The organism is Methylocystis sp. (assembly GCF_050246715.1).
Lineage (GTDB): Bacteria > Pseudomonadota > Alphaproteobacteria > Rhizobiales > Beijerinckiaceae > Methylocystis.
The window spans coordinates 17,331-44,090 of record NZ_JBFWVN010000023.1; the positions used below are offsets into that span (position 1 = coordinate 17,331).

At 62.8% G+C, this 26,760-nt stretch carries 25 protein-coding genes and 1 other RNA gene; 15 read left to right on the forward strand and 11 right to left on the reverse strand.

Annotation, left to right across the window (positions count from 1 at the left end; all coding sequences use genetic code 11):
- Window positions 1-13: 13 nt before the first annotated feature.
- The 3 genes from AB7I51_RS09195 to AB7I51_RS09205 all read right to left on the reverse strand — a co-directional run bounded on the left by AB7I51_RS09195 (window position 14) and on the right by AB7I51_RS09205 (window position 4,043).
- Window positions 14-1,579 (reverse strand): SulP family inorganic anion transporter, encoded by a 1,566-nt coding sequence (locus tag AB7I51_RS09195; RefSeq protein ID WP_428405001.1) that lies wholly within the window; start codon window positions 1,577-1,579, stop codon window positions 14-16.
- A 37-nt stretch (window positions 1,580-1,616) separates the two neighbouring features.
- A complete protein-coding gene (can, locus tag AB7I51_RS09200) occupies window positions 1,617-2,261 on the reverse strand; it encodes a carbonate dehydratase (RefSeq protein WP_428405002.1) in 645 nt (214 codons plus the stop codon).
- A 243-nt stretch (window positions 2,262-2,504) separates the two neighbouring features.
- Window positions 2,505-4,043 (reverse strand): NAD(P)H-hydrate dehydratase, encoded by a 1,539-nt coding sequence (locus tag AB7I51_RS09205; protein WP_428405003.1) that lies wholly within the window; start codon window positions 4,041-4,043, stop codon window positions 2,505-2,507.
- 71 nt (window positions 4,044-4,114) lie between these two features.
- On the opposite strand from AB7I51_RS09205, the gene AB7I51_RS09210 reads away from it, so the two are divergent.
- Window positions 4,115-4,675 carry a transposase gene (locus tag AB7I51_RS09210; RefSeq protein ID WP_428406186.1) on the forward strand — a complete coding sequence of 187 codons (561 nt, stop codon included), beginning with the start codon at window positions 4,115-4,117 and terminating at the stop codon, window positions 4,673-4,675.
- A gap of 125 nt (window positions 4,676-4,800) precedes the next feature.
- On the opposite strand, the gene ypfJ is transcribed toward AB7I51_RS09210, so the two are convergent.
- Window positions 4,801-5,697, reverse strand: a complete 897-nt coding sequence (ypfJ, locus tag AB7I51_RS09215) for a KPN_02809 family neutral zinc metallopeptidase (protein WP_428405005.1) — start codon at window positions 5,695-5,697, stop codon at window positions 4,801-4,803.
- 291 nt (window positions 5,698-5,988) lie between these two features.
- Between ypfJ and AB7I51_RS09220 the strand changes: the two genes are divergently transcribed.
- A complete protein-coding gene (locus AB7I51_RS09220; protein WP_428406187.1) occupies window positions 5,989-7,038 on the forward strand; it encodes a bile acid:sodium symporter family protein in 1,050 nt (349 codons plus the stop codon).
- A 26-nt stretch (window positions 7,039-7,064) separates the two neighbouring features.
- On the opposite strand, the gene AB7I51_RS09225 is transcribed toward AB7I51_RS09220, so the two are convergent.
- A complete protein-coding gene (locus tag AB7I51_RS09225) occupies window positions 7,065-7,907 on the reverse strand; it encodes a TIGR00282 family metallophosphoesterase (RefSeq protein WP_428405291.1) in 843 nt (280 codons plus the stop codon).
- A gap of 122 nt (window positions 7,908-8,029) precedes the next feature.
- Here AB7I51_RS09225 and AB7I51_RS09230 point away from each other — a divergent pair, with 122 nt between their 5' ends.
- Both AB7I51_RS09230 and AB7I51_RS09235 read left to right on the forward strand, forming a co-directional pair.
- A complete protein-coding gene (locus AB7I51_RS09230; protein WP_428405292.1) occupies window positions 8,030-9,214 on the forward strand; it encodes an aminodeoxychorismate synthase component I in 1,185 nt (394 codons plus the stop codon).
- Window positions 9,163-9,828 carry an aminotransferase class IV gene (locus AB7I51_RS09235; protein WP_428405293.1) on the forward strand — a complete coding sequence of 222 codons (666 nt, stop codon included), beginning with the start codon at window positions 9,163-9,165 and terminating at the stop codon, window positions 9,826-9,828. The genes AB7I51_RS09230 and AB7I51_RS09235 overlap by 52 nt, the downstream gene beginning before the upstream one ends.
- A 122-nt stretch (window positions 9,829-9,950) precedes the next feature.
- Here AB7I51_RS09235 and AB7I51_RS09240 read toward each other — a convergent pair whose 3' ends face one another.
- Both AB7I51_RS09240 and AB7I51_RS09245 read right to left on the reverse strand, forming a co-directional pair.
- Complete coding sequence (locus AB7I51_RS09240) at window positions 9,951-11,228, reverse strand: cell wall hydrolase (RefSeq protein WP_428405303.1); 1,278 nt, start codon at window positions 11,226-11,228, stop codon at window positions 9,951-9,953.
- A 150-nt stretch (window positions 11,229-11,378) separates the two neighbouring features.
- The gene (locus AB7I51_RS09245) at window positions 11,379-11,795 is read right to left on the reverse strand and encodes a secondary thiamine-phosphate synthase enzyme YjbQ (protein ID WP_428405294.1); all 417 of its coding nucleotides are present in this window, start codon (window positions 11,793-11,795) and stop codon (window positions 11,379-11,381) included.
- 96 nt (window positions 11,796-11,891) lie between these two features.
- On the opposite strand from AB7I51_RS09245, the gene AB7I51_RS09250 reads away from it, so the two are divergent.
- Window positions 11,892-12,563, forward strand: coding sequence for a Crp/Fnr family transcriptional regulator (locus AB7I51_RS09250; RefSeq protein WP_428405295.1), 672 nt, complete (start codon window positions 11,892-11,894; stop codon window positions 12,561-12,563).
- A 102-nt stretch (window positions 12,564-12,665) separates the two neighbouring features.
- Here AB7I51_RS09250 and ppdK read toward each other — a convergent pair whose 3' ends face one another.
- Window positions 12,666-15,344: a pyruvate, phosphate dikinase gene (gene ppdK, locus AB7I51_RS09255; RefSeq protein ID WP_428405296.1), complete on the reverse strand. Its 2,679-nt coding sequence runs from the start codon at window positions 15,342-15,344 to the stop codon at window positions 12,666-12,668.
- A gap of 224 nt (window positions 15,345-15,568) precedes the next feature.
- Here ppdK and AB7I51_RS09260 point away from each other — a divergent pair, with 224 nt between their 5' ends.
- Together AB7I51_RS09260 and aspS are read left to right on the forward strand one after the other, a co-directional pair.
- Window positions 15,569-15,760 carry a DUF1192 domain-containing protein gene (locus tag AB7I51_RS09260; protein ID WP_428405297.1) on the forward strand — a complete coding sequence of 64 codons (192 nt, stop codon included), beginning with the start codon at window positions 15,569-15,571 and terminating at the stop codon, window positions 15,758-15,760.
- 364 nt (window positions 15,761-16,124) lie between these two features.
- Window positions 16,125-17,903: an aspartate--tRNA ligase gene (gene aspS, locus AB7I51_RS09265; protein WP_428405298.1), complete on the forward strand. Its 1,779-nt coding sequence runs from the start codon at window positions 16,125-16,127 to the stop codon at window positions 17,901-17,903.
- Window positions 17,904-17,930: 27 nt separating this feature from the next.
- Here aspS and AB7I51_RS09270 read toward each other — a convergent pair whose 3' ends face one another.
- A complete protein-coding gene (locus tag AB7I51_RS09270; protein ID WP_428405299.1) occupies window positions 17,931-19,388 on the reverse strand; it encodes a pyruvate kinase in 1,458 nt (485 codons plus the stop codon).
- 196 nt (window positions 19,389-19,584) lie between these two features.
- On the opposite strand from AB7I51_RS09270, the gene AB7I51_RS09275 reads away from it, so the two are divergent.
- From AB7I51_RS09275 to AB7I51_RS09305, 7 genes are all read left to right on the forward strand, one after another.
- On the forward strand, window positions 19,585-20,229 hold the full coding sequence (locus AB7I51_RS09275; protein WP_428405300.1) for a 50S ribosomal protein L25/general stress protein Ctc: 645 nt from the start codon (window positions 19,585-19,587) through the stop codon (window positions 20,227-20,229).
- A gap of 234 nt (window positions 20,230-20,463) precedes the next feature.
- Window positions 20,464-21,069: an aminoacyl-tRNA hydrolase gene (gene pth / locus AB7I51_RS09280; protein ID WP_428405301.1), complete on the forward strand. Its 606-nt coding sequence runs from the start codon at window positions 20,464-20,466 to the stop codon at window positions 21,067-21,069.
- A 177-nt stretch (window positions 21,070-21,246) separates the two neighbouring features.
- Window positions 21,247-21,480, forward strand: a complete 234-nt coding sequence (locus AB7I51_RS09285) for a hypothetical protein (RefSeq protein ID WP_428405302.1) — start codon at window positions 21,247-21,249, stop codon at window positions 21,478-21,480.
- A 77-nt stretch (window positions 21,481-21,557) separates the two neighbouring features.
- Window positions 21,558-21,916, forward strand: a transfer-messenger RNA (tmRNA) gene (gene ssrA, locus AB7I51_RS09290).
- A 47-nt stretch (window positions 21,917-21,963) separates the two neighbouring features.
- A complete protein-coding gene (locus AB7I51_RS09295) occupies window positions 21,964-22,665 on the forward strand; it encodes an SspB family protein (RefSeq protein ID WP_428405577.1) in 702 nt (233 codons plus the stop codon).
- Window positions 22,665-22,859 (forward strand): DUF4169 family protein, encoded by a 195-nt coding sequence (locus tag AB7I51_RS09300; protein WP_428405576.1) that lies wholly within the window; start codon window positions 22,665-22,667, stop codon window positions 22,857-22,859. The genes AB7I51_RS09295 and AB7I51_RS09300 overlap by 1 nt, the downstream gene beginning before the upstream one ends.
- Window positions 22,856-23,104 carry a ribbon-helix-helix domain-containing protein gene (locus AB7I51_RS09305; RefSeq protein WP_428405575.1) on the forward strand — a complete coding sequence of 83 codons (249 nt, stop codon included), beginning with the start codon at window positions 22,856-22,858 and terminating at the stop codon, window positions 23,102-23,104. Before AB7I51_RS09300 ends, AB7I51_RS09305 begins: the two co-directional genes overlap by 4 nt.
- An 80-nt stretch (window positions 23,105-23,184) precedes the next feature.
- On the opposite strand, the gene AB7I51_RS09310 is transcribed toward AB7I51_RS09305, so the two are convergent.
- Both AB7I51_RS09310 and AB7I51_RS09315 read right to left on the reverse strand, forming a co-directional pair.
- A complete protein-coding gene (locus tag AB7I51_RS09310; RefSeq protein WP_428405574.1) occupies window positions 23,185-23,583 on the reverse strand; it encodes a hypothetical protein in 399 nt (132 codons plus the stop codon).
- Between the two features lie 100 nt (window positions 23,584-23,683).
- The gene (locus tag AB7I51_RS09315) at window positions 23,684-25,258 is read right to left on the reverse strand and encodes an arylsulfatase (protein ID WP_428405573.1); all 1,575 of its coding nucleotides are present in this window, start codon (window positions 25,256-25,258) and stop codon (window positions 23,684-23,686) included.
- A gap of 191 nt (window positions 25,259-25,449) precedes the next feature.
- On the opposite strand from AB7I51_RS09315, the gene AB7I51_RS09320 reads away from it, so the two are divergent.
- Window positions 25,450-26,391, forward strand: a complete 942-nt coding sequence (locus AB7I51_RS09320) for an HAD family hydrolase (protein WP_428405578.1) — start codon at window positions 25,450-25,452, stop codon at window positions 26,389-26,391.
- Window positions 26,392-26,760 lie beyond the last annotated feature (369 nt).

The following is a 26,760-nucleotide window of genomic DNA, read 5'->3' on the forward strand; positions in this document are numbered from 1 at the left end:
ATTTGAACGCGCCCTATTCGGCCGGAACCAGTCCGTTGACCGGTTCAAGCCCGCGCATCTCCTTCAACTCGACGCGAATATTGTAATCGCTGGCCGCCTTGATGAAATCCTGAATCGTTTCCATGATGTCCTGATCGACAAAGTTTGCGCGCGTGCCGTCGATCACGAGATAGCCGTTCTCCTCGATCTTCTCGAGCAGGCTGCGCAATTGCGCCTTGTTGAGGAAGGACACGTCCTTTTGCAGCCGCAGAAGGTAATTTCGGCCGTCGCGCGTCAGCGTGAACGCCGAGTGGTAATTCGCGCGCAACACGAAGAACAGACCGACGGCCATGCCGATGGCCATGCCTTTGAGAAGATCCGTCATAAGAATTGCGCCGACCGTCATTGCAAAGGGCGCAAATTGATTGAAGCCTTTTTCATATTGCTGCATGAAGAGCGTTGGCTTCGCGAGCTTATAGCCTGTCAAGATCAGCACCGCCGCGAGGCAGGCGAGTGGGATCAAATTGAGCAGGCTCGACAGGAACATCGCGCTCAACAAAAGCAACAGGCCGTGGACAAAGGACGCCGACTTGCTTCGCGCGCCCGCGTCGATATTGGCGGAACTGCGCACGATCACGGCAGTGATCGGCAGCCCGCCCAACATCCCGCTCAAGAAATTGCCGACGCCCTGAGCCTTCAGCTCGCGATTGGTCGGCGCGGTGCGCTTGAGTGGATCGAGCTTATCGACGGCTTCGAGACTGAGCAGAGTTTCAAGACTGCCGACCAGGGCCAGAGTCGCGGCCGTCACATAAATTTGAATGTCGATCAGCCGGGTGAAATTCGGAAAGTTGAGCTCCCGCGCGAAATCCATCGGCCCGAAGATCGCCGGAAGGTTGACGAGATGTTGCGAGGCGATCGCCAGCGAGGGAAACAGCGTCTGCGCCACGACGTTATAAAAGACGCCGAACAGGACCGCGACCAACGGACCTGGGGCGAGCGACAGGTAGCGATGCTTTTTGATATAGGGCGATTCCCAAAGCAGCAGGATCGCGAGCGACACAAGGCTGACGATCACCGCTCCGGTCGAAAATGAGCGAAACGCGTCCCACAGAAACGAAAGGCGCGTGTGGCTGTCGTCCTCGAGGAATGACAAATCGGCCTCTGCATCGGCGTCGTAGCCGACCGCGTGCGGCAATTGCTTCATGATCAGGATCAGACCGATCGCGGCGAGCATGCCTTTGATGACGGCCGACGGAAAAAAGGCGCCAATGACGCCCGCGCGCAGAAACCCCATGGCCAATTGAATCAGGCCAGACACCGCAACGGCGAGCAGCATGGCGTCGAAGCCGAGCTTTTCGACCGCGGCCGCCACAATGACCGTCAGGCCCGCGGCCGGACCAGAAACGCTCAACTGCGAACCGCTGAGAAGCGAAATAAGCAGCCCGCCGATCATCCCAGCAATAATTCCGGAGAACGGCGGCGCGCCGGAAGCGACTGCGATGCCAAGGCACAGCGGCACCGCGACGAGGAACACCACGACGCCTGCGGGAATGTCGCGATCTAGGTGACGGTAGTAGTAATCGATATGCCGCCTGAACACGCTTGAGCTCTCCTCGATTGGCGTTTTGCGCGCCTTGCTATAGATCGTCGCCGTATTGCTTATAGATGGCGTCAACGTCGCTGCCGGGCGGCAAGGTGACGAGCTGTTGCAATATTCCGTCTTGGAGGCCGAAAACCCAGCCGTGCAACATCGGCCGCTGGTCTTCTTTCCATGCAGTCTGCACGATGGAGAATTGCGACAAACGGATCACTTGCTCGATGACGTTAAGCTCGACGAGCCGATTGGCTCTTTCCGTCTCCGAGTTAAGCGCGTCAATCTCGTCGCGGTGCATCCGATAGGTGTCTTTGATGTGCATGAGCCATTTGTTGAGCAGCGCCAGATCGGGACGCTGTCGGTCGAGCGCGGCGCGAACGCCGCCGCAGTTATAGTGGCCGCAGACGATGATATGCGGCACTTTCAGCACCTGCACCGCATATTGAATGACGCTCAGGCAGTTAAAGTCCGTGGCGATCACCTGATTGGCGATATTGCGATGCGCGAAAATCGCGCCGGGCCGTGCATTGACGATGATGTCCGCCGGCACGCGGCTGTCGGAACAGCCAATCCACAGGAATTCCGGCTTCTGAGCGGCCGCGAGCCGATCAAAATAGCCCGGGTCGCGATCCTTGACTTCCTCGGCCCAGGCTTTGTTCTCAAGCAACAGTTTTTCGAAAGATTGCATCCGGCGCCCGTTTCTCCCAGCCGTCGCGCTTTGAAGCATGCCGGCAGCGACAGCAATATGGCGGCGACGGTTGCCGCTTGTGGCAACAGCGCGAATCGCGGCGATCTCTCGTCCGCATCGGCTGCGCCTACGCTCAAGCGTTTGAGTCTACGAAGGTCCAATCGTCGGGACAAGTCCACTGGCTGAGTTTCAAATGGCGCGGCGGCCACCTGCGCCGCTCTGAAAACCAATCACTTCAGAAGGTTAGTTCGGCTGCGCGGCGCACAGCTCCCGCCAGACCTGGGGCAAAGCGGCGATGACGTCGTCGGCGATCAATCCGGGGCCAAAAATCTCGGCCGCGCGCGCATGCATCCAGGCGGCGCAGGAGGCGGCGAGAAAGCCGTCCATACGCTGCGCCAGCAGGCCGGCGATGATTCCCGTCAGTACGTCGCCCGAGCCTGCGGTGGCGAGCCAGGGCGTCGCATAGGGCAGGATTGACGCGCGACCGTCGGGCGCGGCGACGACCGTGTCCGGCCCCTTGAACAGGACGACCGCGCCGCTGGCGCGGGCCGCCTCGCGCGCTTTGTCGAGCTTCGAGCGGCAGTCGCAATTTGCCTCGCAGGCGGCAAACAGGCGGGCAAATTCGCCGGCGTGCGGCGTCATTACCACCGGGCCAGGCGCGGCGCGCGTCGCCCGCCACAGTCGCTCCGGGTCGCCGGCGAAGCTCGACAGCGCATCGGCGTCGAGCACGGCGGCGCGGCGATAGGCCTGCGGCGCAAGCGCGGCTTCGACCTGCGCGCAGCTTTCTTCGCTCACGCCCAGCCCCGGACCGATGGCGACAGCGTTCTTGCGTTCGTCGGCAAGAACCTTGGCGAGGCCTTTTGCGCCGTCGGATGGCCGAACCATGACCGACGTCAGCGCGCTGGCGTTGACCGCGAGCGCTTCCATAGGGCTCGCAAGTGTGACGAGGCCGGCGCCGGCGCGCAGCGCAGCCGCCGCCGAAAGCCGCGCGGCGCCTGTAAAGGAGGCGCCGCCGGAGACAACCAATGCGTGGCCGCGCGAATATTTGTGGCCTTCGATCTGCGGTAGGGGCAGTTCGGCGCGCCAGAGCTGGGACATATTGACGAAAGTCGTCACGCCGATCGACTCGAGCGCCGAAGACCGAATGCCGATATGGGCGCAGATGAGTTGGCCACAATGCAAACGGCCCGGCAGCAGCATATGCCCGGACTTCACACGAAAGAAGGTGACGGTCGTATCGGCCTCGACCGCCGCGCCGCGCGCCGCTCCCGTGGTTCCATCGACGCCGCTTGGAATGTCGACGGCGAGGACATTCTGACCGCTTTCGCGACGCCAGCGGTTGAGACGGCGGACCAGATCGCAGGCGGCAGGGTCAAGGTCGCGCGCCAGCCCCGTGCCGAACAGCGCATCGATAACGAGATCGACGCCATCGAAGCGGCACTCGAGCGCGGAAGCGACCGGACAGGGCCATGAAGCGGCGGCCCGCGCCGCATCGCCGCGCAATTTGTCGAGCGGCGTCAGCGAAGCGACGCGAACCTTGTAGCGCTGCGCGCGAAGCAGCCGCGCCGCGACAAAGCCATCGCCGCCATTATTGCCCGGTCCGCAGAGCACCAAGACCCGCCGCCCGCTGGTGCGCTGAAGAATTTGGCTGGTCGCCCGCGCAATCGCCGTGGCGGCGCTCTCCATCAGCGTCATTGCCGGCACGCCGCTCTCGATCGTCAGGCGGTCGGCGCGCGCCATTTGATCCGTCGTCAGGATTTCGAGCGGGAGAGCAGAAGGCATGGCGCGATGGTGACCGAAGGGCGTCGCCCGCGCAATGGGCGCCGCTCATAAGATAAACGCAGCGCACGTTAATGCGGCGCCGCATTTCGCCACGCGCGCCTTTCCGCTATGTCAGCATGATGCTGAGCGCTGTTTTGATCGCCCTCGATTCCCCTGAGGCGCCGTTGCGCCGCGAGGCCGTGGCGCGCTCTCTCGGATCGCTCATCGAATCATGCTTGCAGGGGCTCGTCGCCGACGCCATCATCGTCGCGCAGGCAACGCGAGATCTGGAAGGACTCGCCGATGAAGCCGGCTGCGCGCTGATCGAAGCGCCTGGCGGCGACGGCGTCGCGCAGGCGCTGAAGGCGGCGCGGCGCGACCACGTCTTCCTTCTCCTCGCGGGATTTGCGGTGGAGCGCGGATTCGTCGAGGAGGCGCAGGATTTCTTCGCCTACGGCGATAAAAGTCGCGCTAGAACGCTTCGCGCGGCGCCGGATTCATTGATGACCCGCCTCGCGCCCGGCCTGGCGCGACCGGTCGGCCTCATCGCCGCCAAAAGCGCGCTTGCTGCGGCCAATAGCGCGGATTTTCGGCGACTCGCGCGCAATTTGCGCGGCGCGGACCTGACGAGCCGCGCCCGCCGCGTCTCATAGACTAAGGCGACGCCATGAAATTCTGAATCGGTCGCAGGAGCTTTGGCGAGCCTGGAGGCTCGCAGGGCTCCGACCAAGCCGGTGTTGCGCAATTAACTTGCGGCGCCGACTAAAGTCTCACGGACTCAATTCGCGAAAGTGTTGCAGGCGTCGATGCTGCCTGTGCGCAAACCCTTCAGCAGCCACTGGGTGCGTTGCGCGGCGGAGCCATGGGTGAAACTGTCCGGCACCACATAGCCGCGCGTCGCTCTTTGCATGCGATCGTCGCCGATCGCCTGCGCCGAAGCGACCGCCTGCTCGATGTCGCCCTCCTCTAAAATCGGCTTTTGCTTGTTGGCGTTGTTGGCCCAGACGCCGGCGAGGCAATCCGCCATCAGCTCCGCCCGCACGGAAAGCGCGTTGGCTTCCGACCGGCTGCCGGCCATTTGCTGCGCGCGCTGCACCTTCGGCAGAATGCCCAGCAGGTTCTGAATGTGATGCCCCATCTCATGAGAGATCACATAGGCATAGGCGAAATCGCCGCCGCCGCCGAATCGACGCTGCATGTCGCGGAAGAAGGAGGTGTCGAGATAGATGCGCTGGTCGAGCGGGCAGTAGAACGGCCCCATCGCCGACTGCGCCGGTCCGCAGCGCGACTGTGTATAGCCGCTGTAGAGGACGAGCCGGGGCGGCTGGAAGCGCACGCCCTTCTGTTCCGGCAGCACCCGGGACCAGACCTGCTCGTTGGAGCCCACCACCTTGGCGACGAAGGTCCCCATTTGATCGCTAGGCGGCGCGCTTTGCCTCGGCGTCTGCTGGCGGGGCAGCGCCGCCTCGCGGTCCGGGCGCATATTGTTGATCATCTGCGCGCCGCCGATGAGAATCGCCGGATTGATGCCAAGCGCCCAGCCGATCAATCCCAAAATCACCATTGTGCCCAGGCCGATGCCGCCCGCGCCCATACGCGGCCCGCCCCCCATCATTGGACCCTGGCCGCGGCGATCCTCGATATTTTCGGACGACTGGAGATCTTCCCATTTCATAACGTCACGCTCCGACCGGCGCCCTAGATCACGTTATCTGCGTGCAGGCGAGTCCGCCTGAACGCAGATAACGTGATCGATTCTAATACTTTAGAGCGCGATTCACGCGAAAAACCGGTTCCCACTTTTTCGCGGCGCGCTCTATGGGCGCTGCGACTGCTATTTAAGCGAGCCCGCCCGCTCTGGGTAGAGTAGACAGAGGCGCGATGTGCGCGGCCAGCCACCCCGCTCCAGGATCATGCAAAAAGAACATGCGCGTAGACAGCCCTCAAATACCGGCGGCCTCAAGGGATGAACATGCGTGCTGATTCAAGTAAAATACAAATAGTCGTCAGGGTTATTCATCATTATTTCATCTATATTATCGGCGTTTCTTATGTGGCAGCCGCGCTTTGGCCCGCGATCGGCCTGATGATTCGCGGCGTCGAATTCAGTCCGCGCGATCTGCTTCCTGTTCAGCTGAATGTTTCGCTGCCCACGGTGATGTTAGCCCTTTTACTTTTCAATGCTGGGTTCGCCGCCAGAACCGGCGACATCAAAAACCTGCTCAGCCGACCGAAATTATTGGCGCCTGCGCTGGCGGCCAACATAGTCGTTCCGCTCGCATTTATCGCCGCGATGAGCGCCACGCTGACCCTTTGGCACAATCCCCACGAGGTTCAACAAATCCTCGTTGGACTGGCCCTTATCGCCTCCATGCCGATTGCAGGAGCTTCCACGGCCTGGTCGCAAAACGCCAATGGCAATCTCGCATTGAGCCTAGCGCTTGTGCTGCTGACGACGCTGCTCAGTCCGATCCTGACTCCGGTTGTTCTCCATGGCGTCGGCTATGTGACGATCGGGGATTATTCCGAAGACCTGCATGAGCTCGCTTCCGGCGGCGCCTTCGCCTTTCTCGGCGCCTGGGTGATCCTGCCAACGGTTTTGGGGCTTGCCGCCAATCGAATTGCAGGCCAAGGCCGCGTCGCAGCCGCGAGCCCTTACCTGAAGATCGCCAATATGATTGTCCTGACGCTGCTCAATTATTCCAACGCTTCCTTGTCGCTGCCAAATGTCGTGGCCCACCCCGACTTCGATTTTTTGGCGGCGATTCTCGCGATCGTGGGCAGCCTATGCCTGGTCATGTTCGCTACAGGCTACGGTCTCTCTCGAGCCCTCGGCGCCAGTCGGGCGGACACGGTTTCGATAATGTTTGGCCTGGGCATGAACAACAATGGCACGGCTCTGGTGCTCGCTTCCACGGCCCTCGCCGAACACCCCGAAGTGATGCTGCCAGTCATCTTCTATAATCTGATCCAGCATTTTGCGGCGTCGTTCGTCGATCGCGCAGTATCTGAGTAGGGCTTTAGCGAAATCGTCGCGCCCGCTCAGGGCGCGCCCCATTCCTTCGGCCATTCTTCCCGGAGCCGACCGCCGAGCCGCACCGGCGCGATCATGGTGGCGAGACCATCGGCGCCGATCTCGGCGGCCACGCCGCAGAAGGTCGCCTCGCCATTCGCGGGCTCATAGCGCGCGCCGGGCGTCTTGCGCAGGAAGCGGCGCAGCGGCTCCTCCTTGTCCATGCCGACGACGGAATCATAGTCGCCGGTCATGCCAGCGTCGGTCTGATAGCCGGTGCCTCCCGGCAATATCTGCGCGTCGGCGGTCGGCGTATGGGTGTGCGAGCCGATGACCACGGAAGCGCGGCCGTCGACGAAATGCGCCATCGCCATTTTCTCGCTCGACGCTTCGGCATGCATGTCGATGATGATAGCGTCGCAGCCGACACCCAGCGGACAGGCGCCGAGTTCGCGCTCGATCGCGGCGAAAGGATCATCCAGCGCCTCCATGAACACGCGGCCCATCGGATTGATGACCAGCGCCTGCCGCCCGCCGCGCGCCGAAAAGATGCCGGCGCCGCGCCCCGGCGTTCCCGGCGGATAGTTGATCGGGCGCAGGAGCCGCGGCTGACGCTCGATGAAGACCAACGCCTCGCGCTGATCGAAGGCATGATTGCCGAGCGTGACGCAATCGACGCCAAGACCGAGCATTTCGTCGCAGATCGCTTCGGTGATGCCGAAGCCGCCGGCGGCGTTCTCGCCATTGGCGACGATGAAGTCGAGCGCCCATTTTTCGCGCAGTCGCGGCACGAAACGCGACAGCGCCGCGCGGCCCGAACGGCCCAAGACGTCGCCGATGAAGAGAAAGCGGAGCGGCGCGGATGTCGACATAGGCCGTCATAGCCTGCGCGCGCGACGAGAGCAAAACGAAGCGGCGGTTGCGCGACGACGCGGCGTTTCATAACTGGGGCGGGCTGATGTAACATCACTGTCGTTTGAAAGCTCCGCCACACATGCAAGACACCGCCGAACGCCCCGCCGTCCTGACGCAAAGTGACGCGCCGGCGCGGCCTTACGTCGTTTTCGAAGACGGCCGCAGCGGCGGGCAGGCGCTGTTGTTCGACGAGCCGGAGGACATCATCGTCGCGCGCGCGGCGACCGACGTCGCCGCCGCCTTCGAACGGATGGAGGCGGCCACCGCACGGGGCCTCTATCTCGCGGGCTACGCCGGCTACGAGCTGGGCTATGCGCTCGAGCCCAAATTCGCGACGCAGGCGACGCCGACGGCGCGCACGCCGCTGCTCCTTTTCGGCGCCTTTCGGGCCCCTCGGCCCTGGTCGCTGCCGCCGGCGGAAGGTGCCGCACCGAATATTCCGCTTTCGCCCGCCTGGACGCAGGAAGAATACACCACGCGATTCAACAAATGCCGCGAATATATTTTCGCTGGCGACGTCTATCAGATCAATCTCACCTTCCCGCTTTACGGGCGCTATGAGGGCGATCCGCTGGCGCTCTATCGCGGGTTGCGCAAGCGCCAGCCGGTCGCCTATGGCGGCGTCGTGGCGCTCGAGGCCGAAACCGTCGTCTCACTGTCGCCGGAAGTGTTTTTCGAAGCGCAGGACCGCGCCATCCGCGCGCGCCCAATGAAAGGAACGGCGCAACGCGGCGTGTTGCCCACCGAAGACATGGCGCGCGCGCAATATCTCGTCGAAGACGAAAAATCGCGCGCCGAAAATCTGATGATCGTCGATCTTTTGAGAAACGACCTCTCGCGCCTCGCCGTCGTCGGCACCGTCAAAGTCACCGATCTCTTCACCATCCAGACCTATCCGACATTGCATCAGATGACGTCGGGCATCGAAGCGCGGCTGCGCGACGACGTTACCTTGAAGGATCTGTTCACCGGGCTTTTTCCCTGCGGCTCGGTGACCGGCGCGCCAAAAATCCGCGCAATGGAGATCATCCGCGATCTCGAATGCGCGGCGCGCGGCGTCTATTGCGGGTCGCTCGGCATGATCGCGCCCGATGGCGACATTCGCTTCAATGTCGCGATCCGCACGCTGACGATTTTTCCAAAGGGCGACCTCGTCTGCAATGTCGGCTCCGCCGTCGTCGCCGATTCCCGTGCGCGCGAAGAGTATGAGGAATGTCTGATCAAGGCGCGCTTTCTGACGGGCGCGACAGCGACTTCGGCCTGATCGAAACGCTGCTGTGGACGCGCGGCGAAGGCTTTCATCTCTTGGCCGAACATCTCGCGCGGCTCGCCGCTTCGAGCGCCGCGCTTGGATTCGCCTTTGATGAAGCGTGCGTGCGCGACGCGCTGAGCGCCGCCGTGGCGAATGATGCGAGCGAGCGACTGCGCGCGCGGCTGGTTCTTTCGCGTAACGGCGCGATCGAAACGAGCGTCACGCCGATCGAACCGATTTCGCCGGAAACCGTCTGGCGCGTCGCCGTGGCCGAACGGCGCTTCTCTTCCGCCGACCCGCTGCTGCGCCACAAGACGACGCGGCGCGCGCTTTACGAGGACGCGCTCGCCGAGGCGGCGCAGCGTTGCGGCGCCGATGAAATTCTCTTTCAAAACGAACGCGGCGAGCTCTGCGAAGCGGCGCGCTGCAACTTCTTCGTTCCGCAAGGCGAGACCTTGCTGACCCCGCCGCTCGCCAGCGGCCTTCTGCCCGGCACGCTGCGCGCCGCGCTGATTGCGCAAGGACGCGCCCGCGAGTCGATCCTGCGGCTTGAAGACATCGCCCAGTCGGAGTTTTTCCTCGGCAATTCGGTGCGCGGACTTATTCGCGCGCGGCTCGTCACGTGATCCGATTCATGTCATTCCCGACGCGCGCAATGCGCGCGATCGGGAATCCAGAGCCACATCCGTAACTCATGTCGTCGCTCTAGATTCCCGGTCAGCCTTCGGCTGCCGGGAATGACAACACATCACGTTTGTCCCGGCTTCAGCCGGTAGAAGATGTGCCGGCCGATCACGTTCATTCTCCTGAGCGCGCGCGCCCAGCGCGGATGCACATAATTGGCGTGGTAATGCGTCGAGCGGCCGACGTCGGAAATATAGGTTCGGCCGATCATGACCTCCTTGGCGACGCGCACCGCCTGTTCCCAGGCGTCGCCTTCGGTGATGCGCAGCGATCTTCCTTCGCAGGCGAAGGAGAACTGGCAGCCGCGATAATGATGACGGTTCTGATAGACGACGCCGCAGACGCTCGCCGGATAGAGCCCGCTCTGGACGCGATTGAGCACGACCTGCGCGACGGCCGCCTGCCCCGCCTCCGGCTCGCTGCGCGCTTCGAAATAGACCGCCTCGGCCAGACAGCGGGTCTCGCGCCCGAGTTTTTCCGGATCGATGGAGGCTGCGTAATCCGGCCGCGAGGCTTCGTCCTTGCCCGGGGTCGCGAGCGCCAGCGTCGCGCCTTGGAAAGACGACACTTCGATCGGCACGGCGTCGGGCTGCGCCGGCGTCGACGAGCCCAGCGCGACGGCGCGTGGCGTCTGAGGCGAAGCGCCGTGCAGCGCGCGTTCGGTCGGCGCTTCCCGCCCGGCGTCGCGCGGGAGATCGGCGGCGGGGGGCGTCGAGATCGATGAGCTTTGCGACGGCGAGGCGGCGGCCGTCGATTTTTGGGTCGTCGCCGGCTCTGCCGGAATGTCGGCGACCGCCTCCTCCAGCGCCTCGTCGCCGGGGGTCTTGCCGCGCGGCGGCAGCGGCGTCGGCGTCGGCCGCGTCGACTTGCCCTCGATGCCGAAGGACAGCGGCGGCGAGTCGCTCAGCCCCAGATTGGCGGGCTCGCGCCGGCGCGTCTCGAAACCCGGACGCATGGCGACCACCGGATCGCCCTTGTGCCGCCGGTCGACCTGGGGAAAATTCTTCACATCGGGCTTGAGATCGACATGCGGCTCGCGCTCGTCGGGATCCGTCGCGTGCTCTTGCACGGCGCCGACGATGAGGCGCGCCTCCTGAATCCTGGCGCGCGTCTCGCCATAAAAGCCATACTCGCCGCTCGCCGCTTCGCTGAAGCCGATCGTCAGCGCGCCCGGCGCGCGCGCCGCGAGCGGAGAAATGTTCCAGTCGCTCGTCGGATCCTGGCCGGCGGCGGCTGTGAAGGACACCAGCAGGCCGACGCCGAGCGCCCAGGGCGCCGTGACGCTGATAGCCCAGGGCGTCACCCCTTTGCGGGCGGAGCGCGTTTTCGACTGACGACGCATAGACTGGCTCACCTGCGGCGATGCGTCTCGCACGGCGTTGCGATTCGCGCCGCCCCGGATGCGATCCTTCACAATTCTTATCGTTCATTAGCCTTGCGGAACCGTTGCCTCGGGCTTGGCGGCGCCGTGCCAGAATGAGGCGCCTGCCGCCTATTCGCCGATGAGATGCAACGCGATTTCGCGCCGATGCGCGCGCCGGCGGTGCTCAAAAAGATAGACGCCCTGCCAGGTTCCAAGCGCCAAAGCGCCGCCGATCAGCGGAATCGAGAGCTGCGTCTGGGTGAGCGCGGCGCGAATATGGGCGGGCATGTCGTCGGCGCCTTCGGTGTCATGGGCGTAATCCGCCCCCTCTGGCGCAAGCCGCTCGAAGACCGCTTCGAGATCGCGCAACACCGTCGGGTCGGCGTTTTCCTGAATGAGCAGCGAAGCGGAGGTATGCCGGCAAAAGACCGTCAGCAGCCCCTGCGTCATGCCCGCGTCACGCGCACAATCGCGAATGTGCCGGGTGAATTCGTAAAAACCGCGTCCCGAAGTATCGATCCGCAGCATTCGGCTCGTTTGTCGCATCGGGCGAATGTGCGAAAGCGCACGGGAAAGTCCAGTCCCGCGCGCTTGTGTTGATCGCGCGCCGAGGTTAAGCGCGGCATGAGGATGGAAGTCGGAATGTCTGAACTGATTGATGCGGTGACAAACTGGTGCGCCTCCGACGCGGGGAAAGCGGTGGGCGCGGCGGCGCTGACGGCGCTCGCCTGGGCTGAAGCCACGACAGTCGTCGGCGCCGCTTACATGAAGCGGATGATTCCGCTGCGCATCACGGCGATGCTCGGCAATGTGCTTGGCGTGACCTATGGACTCCTCACTTTCAGCCCGCCGACCATCGCCAAACATGCGATCAATCTGCCGCTCAATTTCACCCGCATGCGCGAAATGCGGCGCCTCATCGCCAGCGTGCGCGAAGCCAATGAAAATGACTTGAACATTGAATGGCTGAAGCCCTTCATGCATCCGCTCACGCTGAGACGCCGCGATGCGGTATTTTTGAAAGGCGACGAAGCCGACGAGGCGTATGTCGTCGTCGAAGGCCGGGTCGAGATCATCGAACGCGGCGCGATCCTTTCGGCCGGCGATATATTCGGCGAAATGGCGCTTTTCACGGCGCATGGCAAGCGCACCGCGACGGCGCGCTGCCTGAGCGACGTCAGCCTGCTCGTCATCACCTATGAGCAGTTCGAACAGCTCTATTTCCAGAACCCCGAATTCGGCCTTTATCTCGTGCGGCTGATCGTGCGCCGCTTCGAGATGAACCACCGCGACGAAGAGCTGGAGAGCACGTAAGGCATGGGCGGCGCGCACCTGCTGTTCGCGGTCAGGCGGCCTGCAGGCGCGCGGTCCAAGGGCGGCGCATCCTGGACCGCGAGCCTCCAGGCTCGCGATAGCCTACGCCGTGCTCGCCGCCTTTTCGCCGAGCGCGGCTTGCGCCGCCGCGAGGCGGGCGATCGGCACGCGGAACGGCGAGCAGGACACATAGTCGCAACCGATCTTGTCGAAGAAGGCGACCGACGTCGGATCGCCGCCATGTTCGCCGCAGACGCCAAGCGTGATCGTCGGATTTCCCGCACGGGCGCGATCGCAGCCGAGCCGCACCAGCTCGCCGACGCCGTCCTGATCGATCGTCACGAAGGGGTCGGCCGGCAGCAGCCCCTTTTCGACATAGGCGTTGAGGAAGGAGCCCGAATCGTCACGCGAAATGCCGAGCGTCGTCTGCGTGAGGTCATTAGTGCCGAAGGAGAAGAAATCCGCCGACGGCGCAATCTCGCCGGCGCGCAGCGCGGCGCGCGGCAGTTCGATCATCGTGCCGACGTGATAGTTCGGCCTGATCCCCGTCTCATCCTCGACGAGCTTCGCCATTTCGGCGACGCGCGCCTTGACGAGATCGAGTTCGGCGCGGGCGAAGACGAGCGGCGCCATGATCTCGATGTCGACCGGTTCCCCGGTCGAGAGCGAGGCTTCGATCGCCGCCTCGAAAATCGCCCGCGCCTGCATGTCGACGATTTCGGGGAAGATCACCGCGAGCCGGACGCCGCGAAAGCCGAGCATCGGATTGAATTCGGAAAGCTGCGCGGCGCGGCGGCGCAGCTTCACCGGATCGGCGCCCATCGCCTTCGCCACGGCAGCGATCTCCGAATCCGAATGCGGCAGGAATTCATGCAGCGGCGGATCGAGCAGACGGATGGTGACCGGCAGGCCCGACATGATTTCGAAGAGCTGCTTGAAATCCTCGCGCTGCATTGGCAGCAGCTTCGCGAGCGCGTGGCGGCGTCCCTCAATATCGTCGGCGAGAATCATCTCGCGCACCGCCACGATGCGCTCGCCTTCGAAAAACATATGTTCGGTGCGCGCGAGGCCGATGCCTTCGGCGCCGAAACGGCGCGCGGCGCGCGCGTCGGAGGGCGTCTCGGCGTTGGCGCGGACTTTTAGGCGCCGCTTCTGATCGGCCCAGGACATCAGCACGGCGAATTCGCCGGTGAGCTCAGGCCGCTGCATTTTCACCTCGCCGGCGATGACCTGGCCGGCGGAGCCGTCGATGGTGATCCGCTCGCCCTTGCCGTAGCGCTTGCCGGCGACGGTGAAACTCTGGTCCTCATAGTCGATGCGCAGCGCGCCGGCGCCGGTGACGCAAGGCTTGCCCATGCCGCGCGCGACGACGGCGGCGTGCGAGGTCATGCCGCCGCGCGCGGTCAGAATGCCTTCCGCCGCATGCATCCCGCCGATGTCTTCGGGACTCGTCTCGATGCGCACCAGGATGATCTTGCGGCCGTTCGATGAAAGCTTCGCCGCCTCTTCCGGATCGAAGACGATTTCGCCGACCGCCGCGCCGGGCGACGCCGGCAGGCCGGTCGCGAGAATATTGCGCTTCGCCGCCGGGTCGATCGTCGGATGGAGCAATTGTTCGAGCGACTGCGGCTCGACCCTTGTGATCGCTTCATCCTTGCCGATCAGGCCCTCGCGCGCCATGTCGACGGCGAGTTTCAGCGCCGCCCGCGCGGTGCGCTTGCCGGCGCGCGTCTGCAGCATCCATAATTTGCCGCGCTCGACGGTGAACTCCATGTCCTGCATGTCGCGGAAATGGCGTTCGAGCTTGTCCGAATATGATTTGAACTCGGCGAAAATCGCCGGCATCGCCGCTTCGAGCGACACTTTCTCGAAGCCGGAGGCGTGGCTCGCCGACTGGGTGATTGGCTGCGGCGTGCGAATGCCGGCGACGACGTCCTCGCCCTGCGCATTGATGAGATATTCGCCGTAAAGCTCGCGCACGCCCGTGGAAGGGTTGCGCGTAAAGGCGACGCCGGTCGCCGAATGCGCGCCCATATTGCCGAAGACCATCGCCTGGACACTGACCGCTGTGCCCCAGCTTTCGGGAATATTGTGCAGGCTGCGATAAACCATGGCGCGGTTATTCATCCAGGAGGAAAACACGGCGCGGATCGCGCCCCATAATTGCTCGCGCGGATCCTGCGGAAAGCTCTTGCCCGCGAATTTTTCGACGATCGCCTTGTATTGCGCCGCGACCTTGCGCCAATCGTCGGCCGTAAGTTGCGTGTCGAGCGCGAAGCCCCTGCCCTCCTTGAATTGCTCTAGCGCGTCTTCGAACTCATGATGTTCGACGCCGAGCACGACGGAAGAATACATTTCGATGAAGCGCCGGTAGCAGTCCCAGGCGAAACGCTCGTCGCCGGCATTGCGCGCCAGCGCTTCGACGGTGTCGTCATTGAGGCCGAGATTGAGCACCGTGTCCATCATCCCCGGCATCGAGGCGCGCGCGCCGGAGCGCACGGAGACGAGCAGCGGCCATTGTGGGTCTTCGTAGGCATGTCCGGCAATGCGTCCGATTTCAGCGAGCGCGTCATCGACCTGTCCAGCGAGATCGGCGGGGAAACTCTTGCCATTGGCGAAAAAATAGGCGCAGACCTCGGTGGTGAGGGTAAAACCCGGCGGCACGGGCAGTCCGAGCGCGGCCATTTCGGCGAGATTGGCCCCCTTGCCGCCCAATAGCTCCTTCATCGACGCCGACCCTTCAGACCGACCGGCGCTGAAACTGTATACCCATTTGGTCATGCGTCTGGTCGTCCGGCGAATGAGGCGGGCGACGACGCGCCGCGCCTATGGCGGTCAAGGGCGCTTCCGGCCGGCGCTTGAGCGGCCGCCGACGCTCCGCCCGCGCGGACCATCAAGCGCGCGGGAAATTACGCTCAAATGACGCGTCCCGACAAGTTGGCGCGTCGCGCCTCGGGCGCTATTTTGGCCGATGATCGAAGAAATTCAGCCGGGGCCGCAAGGCGATGAAAAGCGAAGAGGATGACGCTCCGCGCCGCCCGGCCCCTTTCGAGATCGGCCAGCCGCTCGATCTTCTCTCCATCGCCGAAATCGACGAGCGCATCGAGCGGCTACGGCAGGAGATCGCGCGGCTCGAGGCCGCCCGCGCGGCGAAGCAGGCGGCGAGCGCCGCCGCCGACGCCTTTTTCAAGAAATAGCCTCTTGTCGGCGCAGGGCTATCGAGTGAAGGGCTTCCTCATCCTGAGGAGCGTGCGCAGCACGCGTCTCGAAGGACGAGGAAGCCCGACTTCGCGCATGTTTTCCTCACCCTCGTCCTTCGAGACGGCCTCTTCGATCTCGGGCTTGCTCGAGATCGACATTAAATTCGCAAGTCGGGTAAACTCGACTTGCGGGCCCTCCTCAGGATGAGGGTGAGGAAAACGACGCTTCACCTGATTCCTCTGTCGGCCCCGCGGCGTTCGGCTTGACAGCCGATAACGGCCCATGCCCTTTCTGCGCCGCGAAACGCCCGATCCGTCCGGGATCGCGTCCTATTAACCCAACAGCCCGATGAGCCGGCCCTTGCACCGCTACCGTTCGCATAATTGTGGAGAACCAAACGAAGCGCTCGTCGGCGAAAAAATCCGCCTCTCAGGCTGGTGTCATCGCATTCGCGACCATGGCGGCGTGCTGTTCATCGACCTGCGCGACCATTACGGGCTGACGCAATGCGTCGTCGATCCGGATTCGCCGGCCTTCGCCCAAGCCGAGAAATTGCGCTCGGAATGGGTGGTGCGGCTCGACGGCGACGTGCGCAAGCGCCCCGCCGGCACCGAAAATCCCGACATGCCGACGGGAGAGGTCGAAATTTACGTCAGCGAGATCGAGGTCCTGGGTCCGGCCGCCGAATTGCCGGTGCCGGTGTTCGGCGACCAGCCCTATCCGGAAGACACGCGCCTAAAATACCGCTTCATCGATCTACGGCGCGAGAAGTTGCATCGAAACATCATGCTGCGCGGCCGCATCATCGATTCGATCCGCGCCCGCATGAAACAGGCTGGCTTCTTTGAATTCCAGACGCCGATCCTGACCGCCTCTTCGCCCGAGGGCGCGCGCGACTTTCTCGTGCCCTCGCGCCTGCATCCGGGCAAATTCTATGCGCTGCCGCAGGCGCCCCAGCAGTTCAAACAGCTCATCATGGTCGCCGGCTTCGACCGCTATTTCCAGATCGCGCCCTGTTTTCGCGACGAAGACGCGCGCGCCGACCGCTCGCCAGGAGAATTCTACCAGCTCGATGTCGAAATGAGCTTCGTCACCCAGGACGACGTGTTCGAGGCGATGGAGCCGGTGCTGCGGGGCTTGTTCGAAGAATTCGCCAACGGAAAGACCGTCACGCAGAAATTCCCCCGCATCTCCTTCCGCGAGGCGATGCTCAACTATGGGACCGACAAGCCGGATTTGCGCAATCCGCTGATCATCGCCGACGTATCCGAGGAATTCGCCCGCGAGGACGTGAGCTTCAAGGCGTTTAAGGGCAAGACCGTGCGCGCCATCCCGGCGCCTGGCGCCGCCGCTCAGCCGCGCAGCTTCTTCGACAAGCTGAATGACTGGGCGCGCAGCGAAGGCGCGCCGGGGCTGGGCTATGTGATTTTCGAGGAAGAAAACGGCGCGCTTGCCGGCAAGGGTCCGATCGCCAAGTTCATTCCCGCCGAGGCGCAGGCGGCGATCGCCGCCAAGGCCGGCGTCAAGGCCGGCGACGCGATGTTCTTCTCTGCCGGCGAAGAGACGCCGGCGGCAAAACTCGCTGGCGCGGCGCGTATCCGCATCGGCGACGAACTTGGCCTATCGAAGAAGGACGTGTTCGAATTCTGCTGGATCGTCGACTTCCCGATGTATGACTGGAACGAGGACGAGAAGAAGATCGACTTTTCGCATAACCCTTTCTCGATGCCGCAGGGCGGGCTCGACGCGCTCGATACGATGGAGCCGCTCGACATCAAGGCGTGGCAATACGACATCGTTTGCAACGGCGTGGAGCTCTCATCCGGCGCGATCCGAAACCATCGTCCCGACATCATGCGCCGCGCTTTCGAGATCGCCGGCTATGACGAAGACGTGCTCATCGACAAGTTCGGCGGCATGTATCGCGCCTTCCAATATGGCGCGCCGCCGCATGGCGGCATTGCGCCCGGCGTCGACCGCATCGTCATGCTGCTCGCGGATGAGGAAAATCTGCGCGAAGTGACGCTCTTCCCGATGAATCAGCGCGCCGAGGATTTGATGATGGGCGCTCCGTCGGAAGCGACGATGAAACATCTGCGCGAATTGCACGTCAGGCTCAATTTGCCGGAGAAGGGGTGAAGCAATCCCGGCCGATGAGTTTGACGCCTATCTCCAGGCCTGCAGCCTTGCGAGCCGGGCGAATTTCTTGGACTGGTGGCGTTCCATCCGCGTAATGACGTCCCGCAGGAAACGCACGCCCTGGGGCAGATAATCGCCCTTGTTGAGCATGACGCAGTCGGCGCGTTGCGCCATCGCGGCGTCGGTGGTCTCGGGCCGGCTGGCGACGCCTTCGCGCACGAGTTGGTCCAGCACCTGCGTCGCCCAGATGACGGGGACATGCGCCGCCTCGCACAGCCACAGGATTTCTTCCTGCATCTCGGATAGGCGCGCGAAGCCGACCTCAACCGCAAGATCGCCGCGCGCGATCATCACCGCCGTGGGATGACGCGCCGCCGACTGGACGATCAACGCTGGGAGGTTGCGGATGGCGAGCGGCGTTTCGATCTTCAGGACAAGCGCTTGCGCAGGCTTTTCGCCGCGCCGCGCGGCAAGTTCGGCCTGCAGGAGAATCACGTCTTCCGCCCGCTGAACGAAGGAAAAGCCGACGATATCCGCCGAACGCGCCACGAGGTCGAGATCGGCGATATCCTTCTTGGTGAGCGGCGGGAGTTCGAGGTCGATCGAGGGAAGGTTGACGCCCTTGTCCGGCTTCAGCCGCATGCCTTTCGTCCGCGCCGCAATAATTTCGATCTCCACGCCCTCGTCATCCACCGCGACGATGCGCCCTGTCGCCTTGCCGTCGTCAAAAGAAATCTCCGCGCCTGGGCGCAGTTGCGAAACGACTTGCGGAAAATTTAGCGAAAAGGCGACGGGGCCGCCGCGCTCGTCAAGGCGGGCGACAAGACGCGGACGCTCCCCCGGATGCAGGCGGTAGTGCTCCGGGGCGCGCACCGCCTCTATCCGAAGCTTCGGCCCCGCAATGTCCATCAGAACCCGGCAGGGCCGGTCGAGACGCCGCGAGGCGGCTCGGACGTTGTCGATCATCTGGCTCCATGCCGCAACGTCGTCATGGGCGCAATTGATGCGGGCGCAATCCATGCCGGCGTCGATCAGCGCCGCGACGAGGCTCGCATCGGTCGCGGCTTCGCTCGGCAGCGTCGCCATGATGCGCGTCTGGCGCACGCCCCCGCTGTCGCCAAAGATTTGGTCGCAGGCGCGGATCAGCGCATCCTCGCCCGCGCGCATCGCTTCGCGCGGAGGATAGGCCGCTTCTTCCCCGCACAGCCTGCGCAGCGTCGTCAGCAGCGCGTCGAGCGCCGTCATGACATCCGCTTCGCTGCGGCCGAGCGAAGACAGCCCGTAAGCGGAAAGGCGCAGCTGCAGCGCGATCAGATCATGGCTGCGGAGCGCGAGATAATGGGCGAGATTGCGCGCGCCCTCGCCGCTAACGCCCCAGTCCAGGCGGCGCGTCTCGCTTTCGCGCGCCACGGCGTCGCGCAGCGCGGCGACCTCGTCTCGGATTTGGCGCAGCTCAAAGGTTGCGTCCTCGGCCTTCAGGCCCACGTCTATAACTGTCTCATCGCTTGCCATGAGCGCCATCTGCCCGAGACACGACGACAGATTTATAACATCTGCCTGCGCACCGGTGCGGCAATCTTGCCATGCCCCGCGCCGGCCTCTATAACCGCCGCCGGCGCCTGCGTTTCCGACACCCCTGGAGGCGAGCAGCGCCTTTTCTTTTGACTTGAAGGACACCGACATGGCCGAGACCAAGAAGCTCGCGGCCGCGGTGCGCAGCGGGACAGGCAAGGGGGCCGCCCGCAGCGTTCGCCGTGAAGGCCGCATTCCAGCAGTGCTCTACGGGGGCGGCGAAGCGCCGCAGCCGCTCTCGCTCGACAAGAAGAGCGTCTCCCAGCTCATCTTCGCGGGGCATTTCCTCACGACGATTTTCGAGCTCGACATCGACGGCAAGAAGGAGCGCGCCATCCCGCGCGACTATCAGCTCGACGTCGTCAAGGACACGCCGATCCATGTCGATTTTCTGCGCCTGAGGCCCGGCTCGCGCCTGCGCGTCAATGTCCCCGTGCATTTCATCAACCAGGAAGCCTCGCCCGGATTAAAGCGCGGCGGCGCGCTCAACATCGTCTTCCATACGGTGGAGATGTGGGTGCCGGCCGACAATATTCCGGAAGCGATCACCGCCGACCTGACCGGCACGGACTTCAACGATTCGCTGCATATTTCGGCGATCCCGTTGCCCCAGGGCTGCAAGCCGACGAATCCCGACAAGGATTTCACCGTGGCCAGTCTGACGCCGCCGGCCGGCGGCGGCGCGGCAGAGGAGGCTCCAGCAGCGGCGGCTGCGCCAGCGGCGGCTCCCGCCAAGGACGAAAAGAAGAAGTAACGGCGTAAATCTGCCGTGTTAATGGCCGGGTTCGCCCGGCCATTTTTATGTCATACGAATTCCGCCTGATCCGTTCGCTTGGACCTTGTCATTCCCGGCAGGCCAAAGGCCTGACCAGGAATCCGGAGTCAATCCAAGAACGCTGGTCTTGCTCTGGATTCCCGATCGCGCTTCGCGCGTCGGGAATGACAGACCCCGAGCCGTTCAAACCGATGTCGTATCAGAGGCTGAAAAATGCTGCTCCTCGTCGGACTCGGCAATCCTGGCCGCGCTTACGCCAGGAATCGACACAATGTCGGCTTCATGGCGCTCGAAGCGATCGCGAAGCGGTATGGCTTCCCGCAGGCGCGGGCGCGGTTTCAGGGCCTCGTCAGCGAGGGGACGATCGGCGGCGAACGCGTCATGCTGCTGGAGCCGCAAACTTACATGAACGAAAGCGGCCGTTCGGTCGGCGAAGCGGCGCGCTTTCACAAGATCGGCCTCAACGAGATCGTCGTCATCCACGACGAACTCGATCTCGCGCCGGCCAAATGCCGGATCAAAACAGGCGGCGGCGGCGCAGGACATAACGGGCTGCGCTCGATCACCGCGCATATCGGCAATGACTACAAGCGCCTGCGGCTCGGCATCGGCCACCCCGGCGACAAGGTGCTCGTTCACTCTTATGTGCTGAGCGATTTCGCCAAGAGCGAGGAGCCCTGGGTGAGCGCGCTCTGCGAGGCGATCGCCGATAACGCCGCGCTGCTCGTCAAGGGCGACGACGCCGGCCTGCAGAACAAGCTCCATCTCGCCTTGGACGCGAAAGGCTTCAGCGCGGTGAAGCGGGTGGGCGAGACATGAGGCGCAAAGGCGCTTCGCTCCGCTCTTTCCAAGCGCAAATGATCGGTCGCTGATCATCGCCCCTCACTCGTCGATGAAGCCGGAATGAACGGCGATTTCAGCGCCGGTTCAGTGGGCGCGTCGTAGACAGTTCAGGGGCAAAAAAGGGATGCAAAATTCCCTCATCGGAGACTAGCCATGAAACTCACGACGATACTGGCTCTCGGCGCCCTTCTCGCTGCGCCGATGGTGATTCATTCGAGCGCCGCCTTCGCAGCCGCCGGCTCAAACGAACCGACCGCCGTCGAAACGGCCAAGACGCCGCAAGCGAAGCACAAGGCCACAAAGCGGCACGGCAAGCACCAGACGAAACTGCAGGGCAAGCACTACGGCAGGTCCGTCCACCATCCGATGAAGCATAAAGCGGCGTAAGCGGAGCCGTTTGAAAGCAGCGGCGGTGGCGAACGCCTCCGCCGCCGCAGCCCTTCTCCACAGTGGTTCGAGACCACGCCCTTTCACAAATTCCGGCAAACGCCTATATTCACTGCGCCGTCGCTTGCGGCGGCTATGGCGATAAACGGACACCGCAATAAACCATTCGGACCCGGGGGCGGTACCCGGCGCCTCCACCAAAGCCCGTCAGAGCGGCGGGTTTCGGCGGGGGCGAAATAGGATCGACGAGGGCGTAAAGGGTGATTTTTCGCTCGGCATGATACCGCCGTTATCGGGTCAAACCTTATAGTTGCCAACGACAACTATGCTCCGGTGGCCGTCGCTGCGTAATGCAGCGCCCATACCGGGATCAAAGCCCTAGGGGTTTGCACTTCTAGGCGGGGTCCGGAGGCGCCTGGCAACAGAAGCCTCCACCTATTTTTTTTCGCGCCGCGCCGCGGTGACGCAAAGCGCGATAACATCATGGTCGGAAGCGGCAGCCGGACGACCATGCAGATGGTGGTTTGGCGCGACGCAATGGCCAATGACATTATTCGGTACGATCTTCTCGTCCAGGACGCCATGCGCAGCGTCATGCGCAAGGTATTGGGCGACGTCGCCGAAAGCGGCTATCTGCCGGGCGATCATCACTTCACTATCAGCTTTCGCACCGATGAGCCGGGCGTGATCATTTCGCGCCGCCTCGCCGAACAATGGCCGCGCGAGCTGACGATCATCCTGCAGCATCAATATTCGAATCTCGAAGTTGACGACGAAGGCTTCGGCGTCACTTTGTCGTTCCGCTCAATCCCTGAACATCTTTACGTGCCCTTCTCGGCCGTCACAGGCTTCTTCGATCCCGCGGTCAAATTCGGCTTGCGCTTCGAGACCGCCGAAGACGCGGAGGAGGAAACGGAGGACGAAGCGCCCGACGTCGGACCAAACCTCGTCGCCAAAACACCCGAGCCGGCGAGGGCGCTGAAGCCTGCCAAAGCTGAACCCCGCAAGATCGAAGCGGGTAAATTCGAAACGGTAAAGCTCGAGTCGGCGAAGTTTGAGTCGGCAAAGCCGGAGCCGGCGAAAGCGGCGAGCGGCGAGAAGCAACGAAAGCTGAGGCCTGTCGAAACGACGGAAGAAGGCGACGAAAAGGTCGTCTCGATCGACGCCTTCCGCAAAAAACCCTGATGGGCGAGACCGTCAATCTGCGCCGCGCCCGCAAAGCGCGCGATAAGCGCGCGAAGGAACAGGCGGCGCAGGCGAACCGCATTGCGCATGGGCGCGCCAAAGCTGAACGCGAGCTGACGATCGCCCAGGCGCGGCTGGAAAGCGCGAGGCTCGACGGCCATAGACGCGCGCGCGACTCGGACGATCAGGCGTGAGCGAGACGCAAGCGCTGCAGGACGCCAGCTCCCGCCGCGTCGTCAAACATTCCGTGGTCATCGCCGGCCATCGCACCAGCATCTCTTTAGAGGATGCTTTCTGGCGTACGCTGAAAGACATCGCCGCACAGGAAGGCGCGTCGCTCGCCGCGCTCGTCGCCCGTATCGACGCTGGACGCGGCGACGCGAATCTATCCTCGGCGCTCAGAGTGTTCGTTCTGGAGCGGGCGCTCGGGCGTAATTGAAGTCCCGCCAAAGTCGTAATGAACGTCTCGATTGCGCCGGAGGAGCGCTTTCCTGAAGCGCGTCGCGACGGCTGGCTTATTCAACCGACTCGGTCAAAAAGCAACGCCCGGTGTGACGCGCCCAGCGCCTTCGGCAGCCCGAACATATAGACGAGGCCGATGATGAGGTCGCCCAGACCCAGCAAAGCGGCGATCAGCCCTATGTCGCCAAACAAGCCAGCAGGGATCAGCACAAGCGCCGCGACATAGCGCAGCAGGGATTCCCAATAGACCAATGCTCCACGCCCGGCCAAATCCCGGGAAGCGAAAATCAGCGCGATGCTGGTGTATGCGAGGAAGCCCGCAATGAGCCATCCCCAAATGGGAGAACAGATGTTCAGTCCAATCCTGTGATAGATCGGCGGGAACGTTAGAACCAAAGCCAAGACGGCGTTGTAAACGCCGGACCAAAACACGAAAGTGGACAGTTTGAAGAGCATGTATGCACGCCTCGCCTGTCGCGCACGCTGCGCCGGCCCACCGAATGATTTGCAACATGCCCGCGATCGGCGGAAAGCTGAACCCCGAAGTCGACGCCAATCAATCGCGATGTAGCGGTTGTTTCAGTTTGTCCATCACCTGGTCGATCGAGAAACTGGCGGACTTCTGACGAGGCGGGAAGTCTTTGAACGTCGCCAGATATTGTCCGACATAGGTCTGCGCGGGGATCAGCATGAACGCATGATCCAGCAGCCAGTCGTAATAGGTGTTTGACGTAATGTTCGCGCGCTCATAGGGGTCCATGCGAAGGTTGAAGATCAGCGGCACGCGAAGATTGGTGAGCGGTTCAGCCCAAACCCGCAAAGTGCCTGGCGCTCTTTGTTCCGAAAAGACGAACTTCCAATTGTCGTACCGAAGTCCCGTGAGATCGCCATCATCGGAGAAATAAAAGAATTCTTTTCGCCGACTCTTTTCTTCCTGAGCTGTGAGATATGGCAGTAGATTGTAGCCATCCAGATGGACCTTGTAGTTCGATTTTCCGATCTTGTACCCCTTAAGCAATTTTTCCTTTATGTCCGGCGCGCCTGCGGCTGCGAGAAGCGTCGGCATCCAGTCGAGATGCGAGACGATCTCGTTGGAGACCGAACCAGGCTTGATTTTGCCAGGCCAACGAACCATCGCCGGCACGCGATAGGCGCCCTCCCAGTTGGAGTTCTTCTCGTTGCGGAAGGGAGTCATCGCCGCATCCGGCCAGGAATTCATGTGTGGGCCGTTGTCGGTCGAATAGAAGACGATCGTCTGATCCTCGATCCCGAGATCTTTGATTTTTTGAAGAATCGTCCCGACGTTTTTGTCGTGATCGATCATCACATCCGCATATGGCCCGTTCCAGCGTCCCGATTGGCCAACGCTTTCCGGCTTTGGGTGCGTGCGAAAATGCATGTGAGTGAAGTTTACCCACAGAAACACAGGCTTATCGCCTTTCACCTGCCTTTCGAGGAAATCGACGACTCGCGCGGCGACGTCGTCGTCAATGGTTTCCATACGCTTTCGGGTGAGCGGCCCGGTGTCTTCGATTTTCTGCCCGCCATTCGCCGTCGCGAAGCTGTGGATGACGCCACGCGGGCCGAACTTCTTGCGGAAATTCGGAAATTCCGGATCGTTGGGCTTGGGATAGTCCGGCAGTTCGGGTTCTTCCTCGGCGTTTAAATGATAGAGGTTTCCGTAGAATTCATCGAAGCCATGCGCCGTCGGCAAGAACTCATCCTTGTCGCCCAGATGGTTCTTGCCGAACTGGCCCGTCACATAGCCTTGCGCCTTGAGAAGCTCTGCGATCGTCGGGTCTTCCTTGCGCAATCCAAGGTCTGCGCCCGGCAGACCGACTTTGGTGAGGCCGGTGCGCAATCCGCTCTGCCCCGTAATGAATGAGGCGCGCCCGGCGGTGCAGCTTTGTTCGCCATAATAATCGGTAAAGATCATTCCCTGCTGGGCGATTGAGTCGATGTTGGGCGTCCGATAGCCCATGAGTCCGTTCGTATAGGCGCTGATGTTCGACTGTCCGATGTCGTCGCCCCATATGACGATGATATGAGGTTTTTTCGTCGTTTCGGCTTGCGCGGCGGCGAGCGGGCTCGCCAGCGCGCCCACGAGCGTTAAGACCGCAGTCAGTCGCATGAGCGTCTTCCTCACTTAAAGGCGATTTTTATATGCTTCCGCAGATAGCGGCCTTCTTGGCTTCGACAAGCCTAAACCGGGCCGGCGAGCGCTGTTCCTTCAGCGCCAAGCGCAGGCCCGCCGAGCGAGCACAGGGAGTGAGAGCCGTGAGAGCGTTCGTCTTCGTCGCGTTCACATGGGCGGCCCTTTTCATGCGGCCAGCGCTGGCGCTCGACGCTCTGCCATCCTGGAATGACGGCGCCGCCAAACAGGCGATCATCGCTTTCGTCGCTCGGGTGACGGCCGAGGGCGGGCCCGAATTCGTAAAGCCCGAGGATCGCATCGCGGTTTTCGACAATGACGGAACGCTTTGGACCGAATGGCCAGCCTATTCGCAACTCTTCTTCGCGCTGGATCGGGTAAAGGCGCTTGCGCCCAAACATCCCCAATGGCGCAAGAAACAGCCCTTTAAGGCGGCGCTGGAAAATGATTTCAAAACGCTTGCCGCCGGGGGCGAAAAAACTGCGTTGCGACTCGTCACCGCGACTCATGCGGGCAATACGCCACAGGAATTCCAGGCGACCGTGGCGCAGTGGCTTGCGACCGCGATCCACCCCTTTTTCAAGCGGCGATATGACGAACTGGTTTATCAGCCGATGCTCGAATTGCTTTCCTACCTGCGCGCCAATGGCTTTAAGACCTATATCGTTTCGGGGGGCGGCTCGGAATTCATCAGAGCTTTCGCCGAGCGCGTCTATGGCGTGCCGCCCGACATGGTGATCGGCTCGACGATCGTGACGAAATTCGTCGTCAAGGACGGCGAACCGATGCTGCTACGAGAACCACGAGTCAATTTCATCGACGACAAGGCTGGAAAGCCGGTCGGGATAAATGAATATCTCGGCCGACGTCCGATCGCCGCCTTCGGCAATTCCGACGGCGACTTCGAAATGCTGCAATGGACGACCGCCGGCAAAGGCGCGCGCTTCGGCCTCATCGTTCATCACGACGACGCGCAGAGAGAAGCCGCCTACGACCGCAAATCCGCCGTCGGGCGCTTGAATCGCGGTCTCGACGAGGCGCAGTCGCGCGGCTGGATTGTCGTCAGCATGAAGAACGACTGGAAGAGGGTTTTTCCGAAGCCCGGTCTTTAAACGGATCGACGAACATCGACGCGCCGGCGTGGATTGACGGGGAGTGAACGAGGCATTAGGCGCTGCTGGACGCCAGTTCCCGGGTTCGCGTCAAACGTTCCGTCGTCGGCGCTAAGGGCGCTTGTGCGGGAGCGGGCGCCGGGGATGCACATATCACCCTATTGATAACTCACATTTCGGGCTCGATCTTAATCTCTTCACACATCAATTTGTAACGCCGCAACATTTCTGGAGCTGAGGTTCTAGCCCGTCTTATTCGTGACGGCGCGACTTTCGGCGTCGTCGTGATGTCGGGCGGCATGGCCGCGCGGCGGCGTTCGGGTTTTTCACCCCTTCTAGGACCGCACTTTATGGAACGCGTTGGAGGGA

Coding starts and splice junctions, on each gene's coding strand:
- can (WP_428405002.1), bottom strand. CDS start 2,261: ATGCAATCTTTCGAAAAACTGTTGCTTGAGAACAAAGCCTGGGCCGAG.
- AB7I51_RS09205 (WP_428405003.1), bottom strand. CDS start 4,043: ATGCCTTCTGCTCTCCCGCTCGAAATCCTGACGACGGATCAAATGGCG.
- AB7I51_RS09210 (WP_428406186.1), top strand. CDS start 4,115: ATGCGGCGCCGCATTTCGCCACGCGCGCCTTTCCGCTATGTCAGCATG.
- ypfJ (WP_428405005.1), bottom strand. CDS start 5,697: ATGAAATGGGAAGATCTCCAGTCGTCCGAAAATATCGAGGATCGCCGC.
- AB7I51_RS09220 (WP_428406187.1), top strand. CDS start 5,989: ATGAACATGCGTGCTGATTCAAGTAAAATACAAATAGTCGTCAGGGTT.
- AB7I51_RS09225 (WP_428405291.1), bottom strand. CDS start 7,907: ATGTCGACATCCGCGCCGCTCCGCTTTCTCTTCATCGGCGACGTCTTG.
- AB7I51_RS09230 (WP_428405292.1), top strand. CDS start 8,030: ATGCAAGACACCGCCGAACGCCCCGCCGTCCTGACGCAAAGTGACGCG.
- AB7I51_RS09235 (WP_428405293.1), top strand. CDS start 9,163: ATGTCTGATCAAGGCGCGCTTTCTGACGGGCGCGACAGCGACTTCGGC.
- AB7I51_RS09240 (WP_428405303.1), bottom strand. CDS start 11,228: ATGCGTCGTCAGTCGAAAACGCGCTCCGCCCGCAAAGGGGTGACGCCC.
- AB7I51_RS09245 (WP_428405294.1), bottom strand. CDS start 11,795: ATGCGACAAACGAGCCGAATGCTGCGGATCGATACTTCGGGACGCGGT.
- AB7I51_RS09250 (WP_428405295.1), top strand. CDS start 11,892: ATGTCTGAACTGATTGATGCGGTGACAAACTGGTGCGCCTCCGACGCG.
- ppdK (WP_428405296.1), bottom strand. CDS start 15,344: ATGACCAAATGGGTATACAGTTTCAGCGCCGGTCGGTCTGAAGGGTCG.
- AB7I51_RS09260 (WP_428405297.1), top strand. CDS start 15,569: ATGAAAAGCGAAGAGGATGACGCTCCGCGCCGCCCGGCCCCTTTCGAG.
- AB7I51_RS09275 (WP_428405300.1), top strand. CDS start 19,585: ATGGCCGAGACCAAGAAGCTCGCGGCCGCGGTGCGCAGCGGGACAGGC.
- pth (WP_428405301.1), top strand. CDS start 20,464: ATGCTGCTCCTCGTCGGACTCGGCAATCCTGGCCGCGCTTACGCCAGG.
- AB7I51_RS09285 (WP_428405302.1), top strand. CDS start 21,247: ATGAAACTCACGACGATACTGGCTCTCGGCGCCCTTCTCGCTGCGCCG.
- AB7I51_RS09295 (WP_428405577.1), top strand. CDS start 21,964: ATGGTCGGAAGCGGCAGCCGGACGACCATGCAGATGGTGGTTTGGCGC.
- AB7I51_RS09300 (WP_428405576.1), top strand. CDS start 22,665: ATGGGCGAGACCGTCAATCTGCGCCGCGCCCGCAAAGCGCGCGATAAG.
- AB7I51_RS09310 (WP_428405574.1), bottom strand. CDS start 23,583: ATGCTCTTCAAACTGTCCACTTTCGTGTTTTGGTCCGGCGTTTACAAC.
- AB7I51_RS09315 (WP_428405573.1), bottom strand. CDS start 25,258: ATGCGACTGACTGCGGTCTTAACGCTCGTGGGCGCGCTGGCGAGCCCG.
- AB7I51_RS09320 (WP_428405578.1), top strand. CDS start 25,450: ATGCGGCCAGCGCTGGCGCTCGACGCTCTGCCATCCTGGAATGACGGC.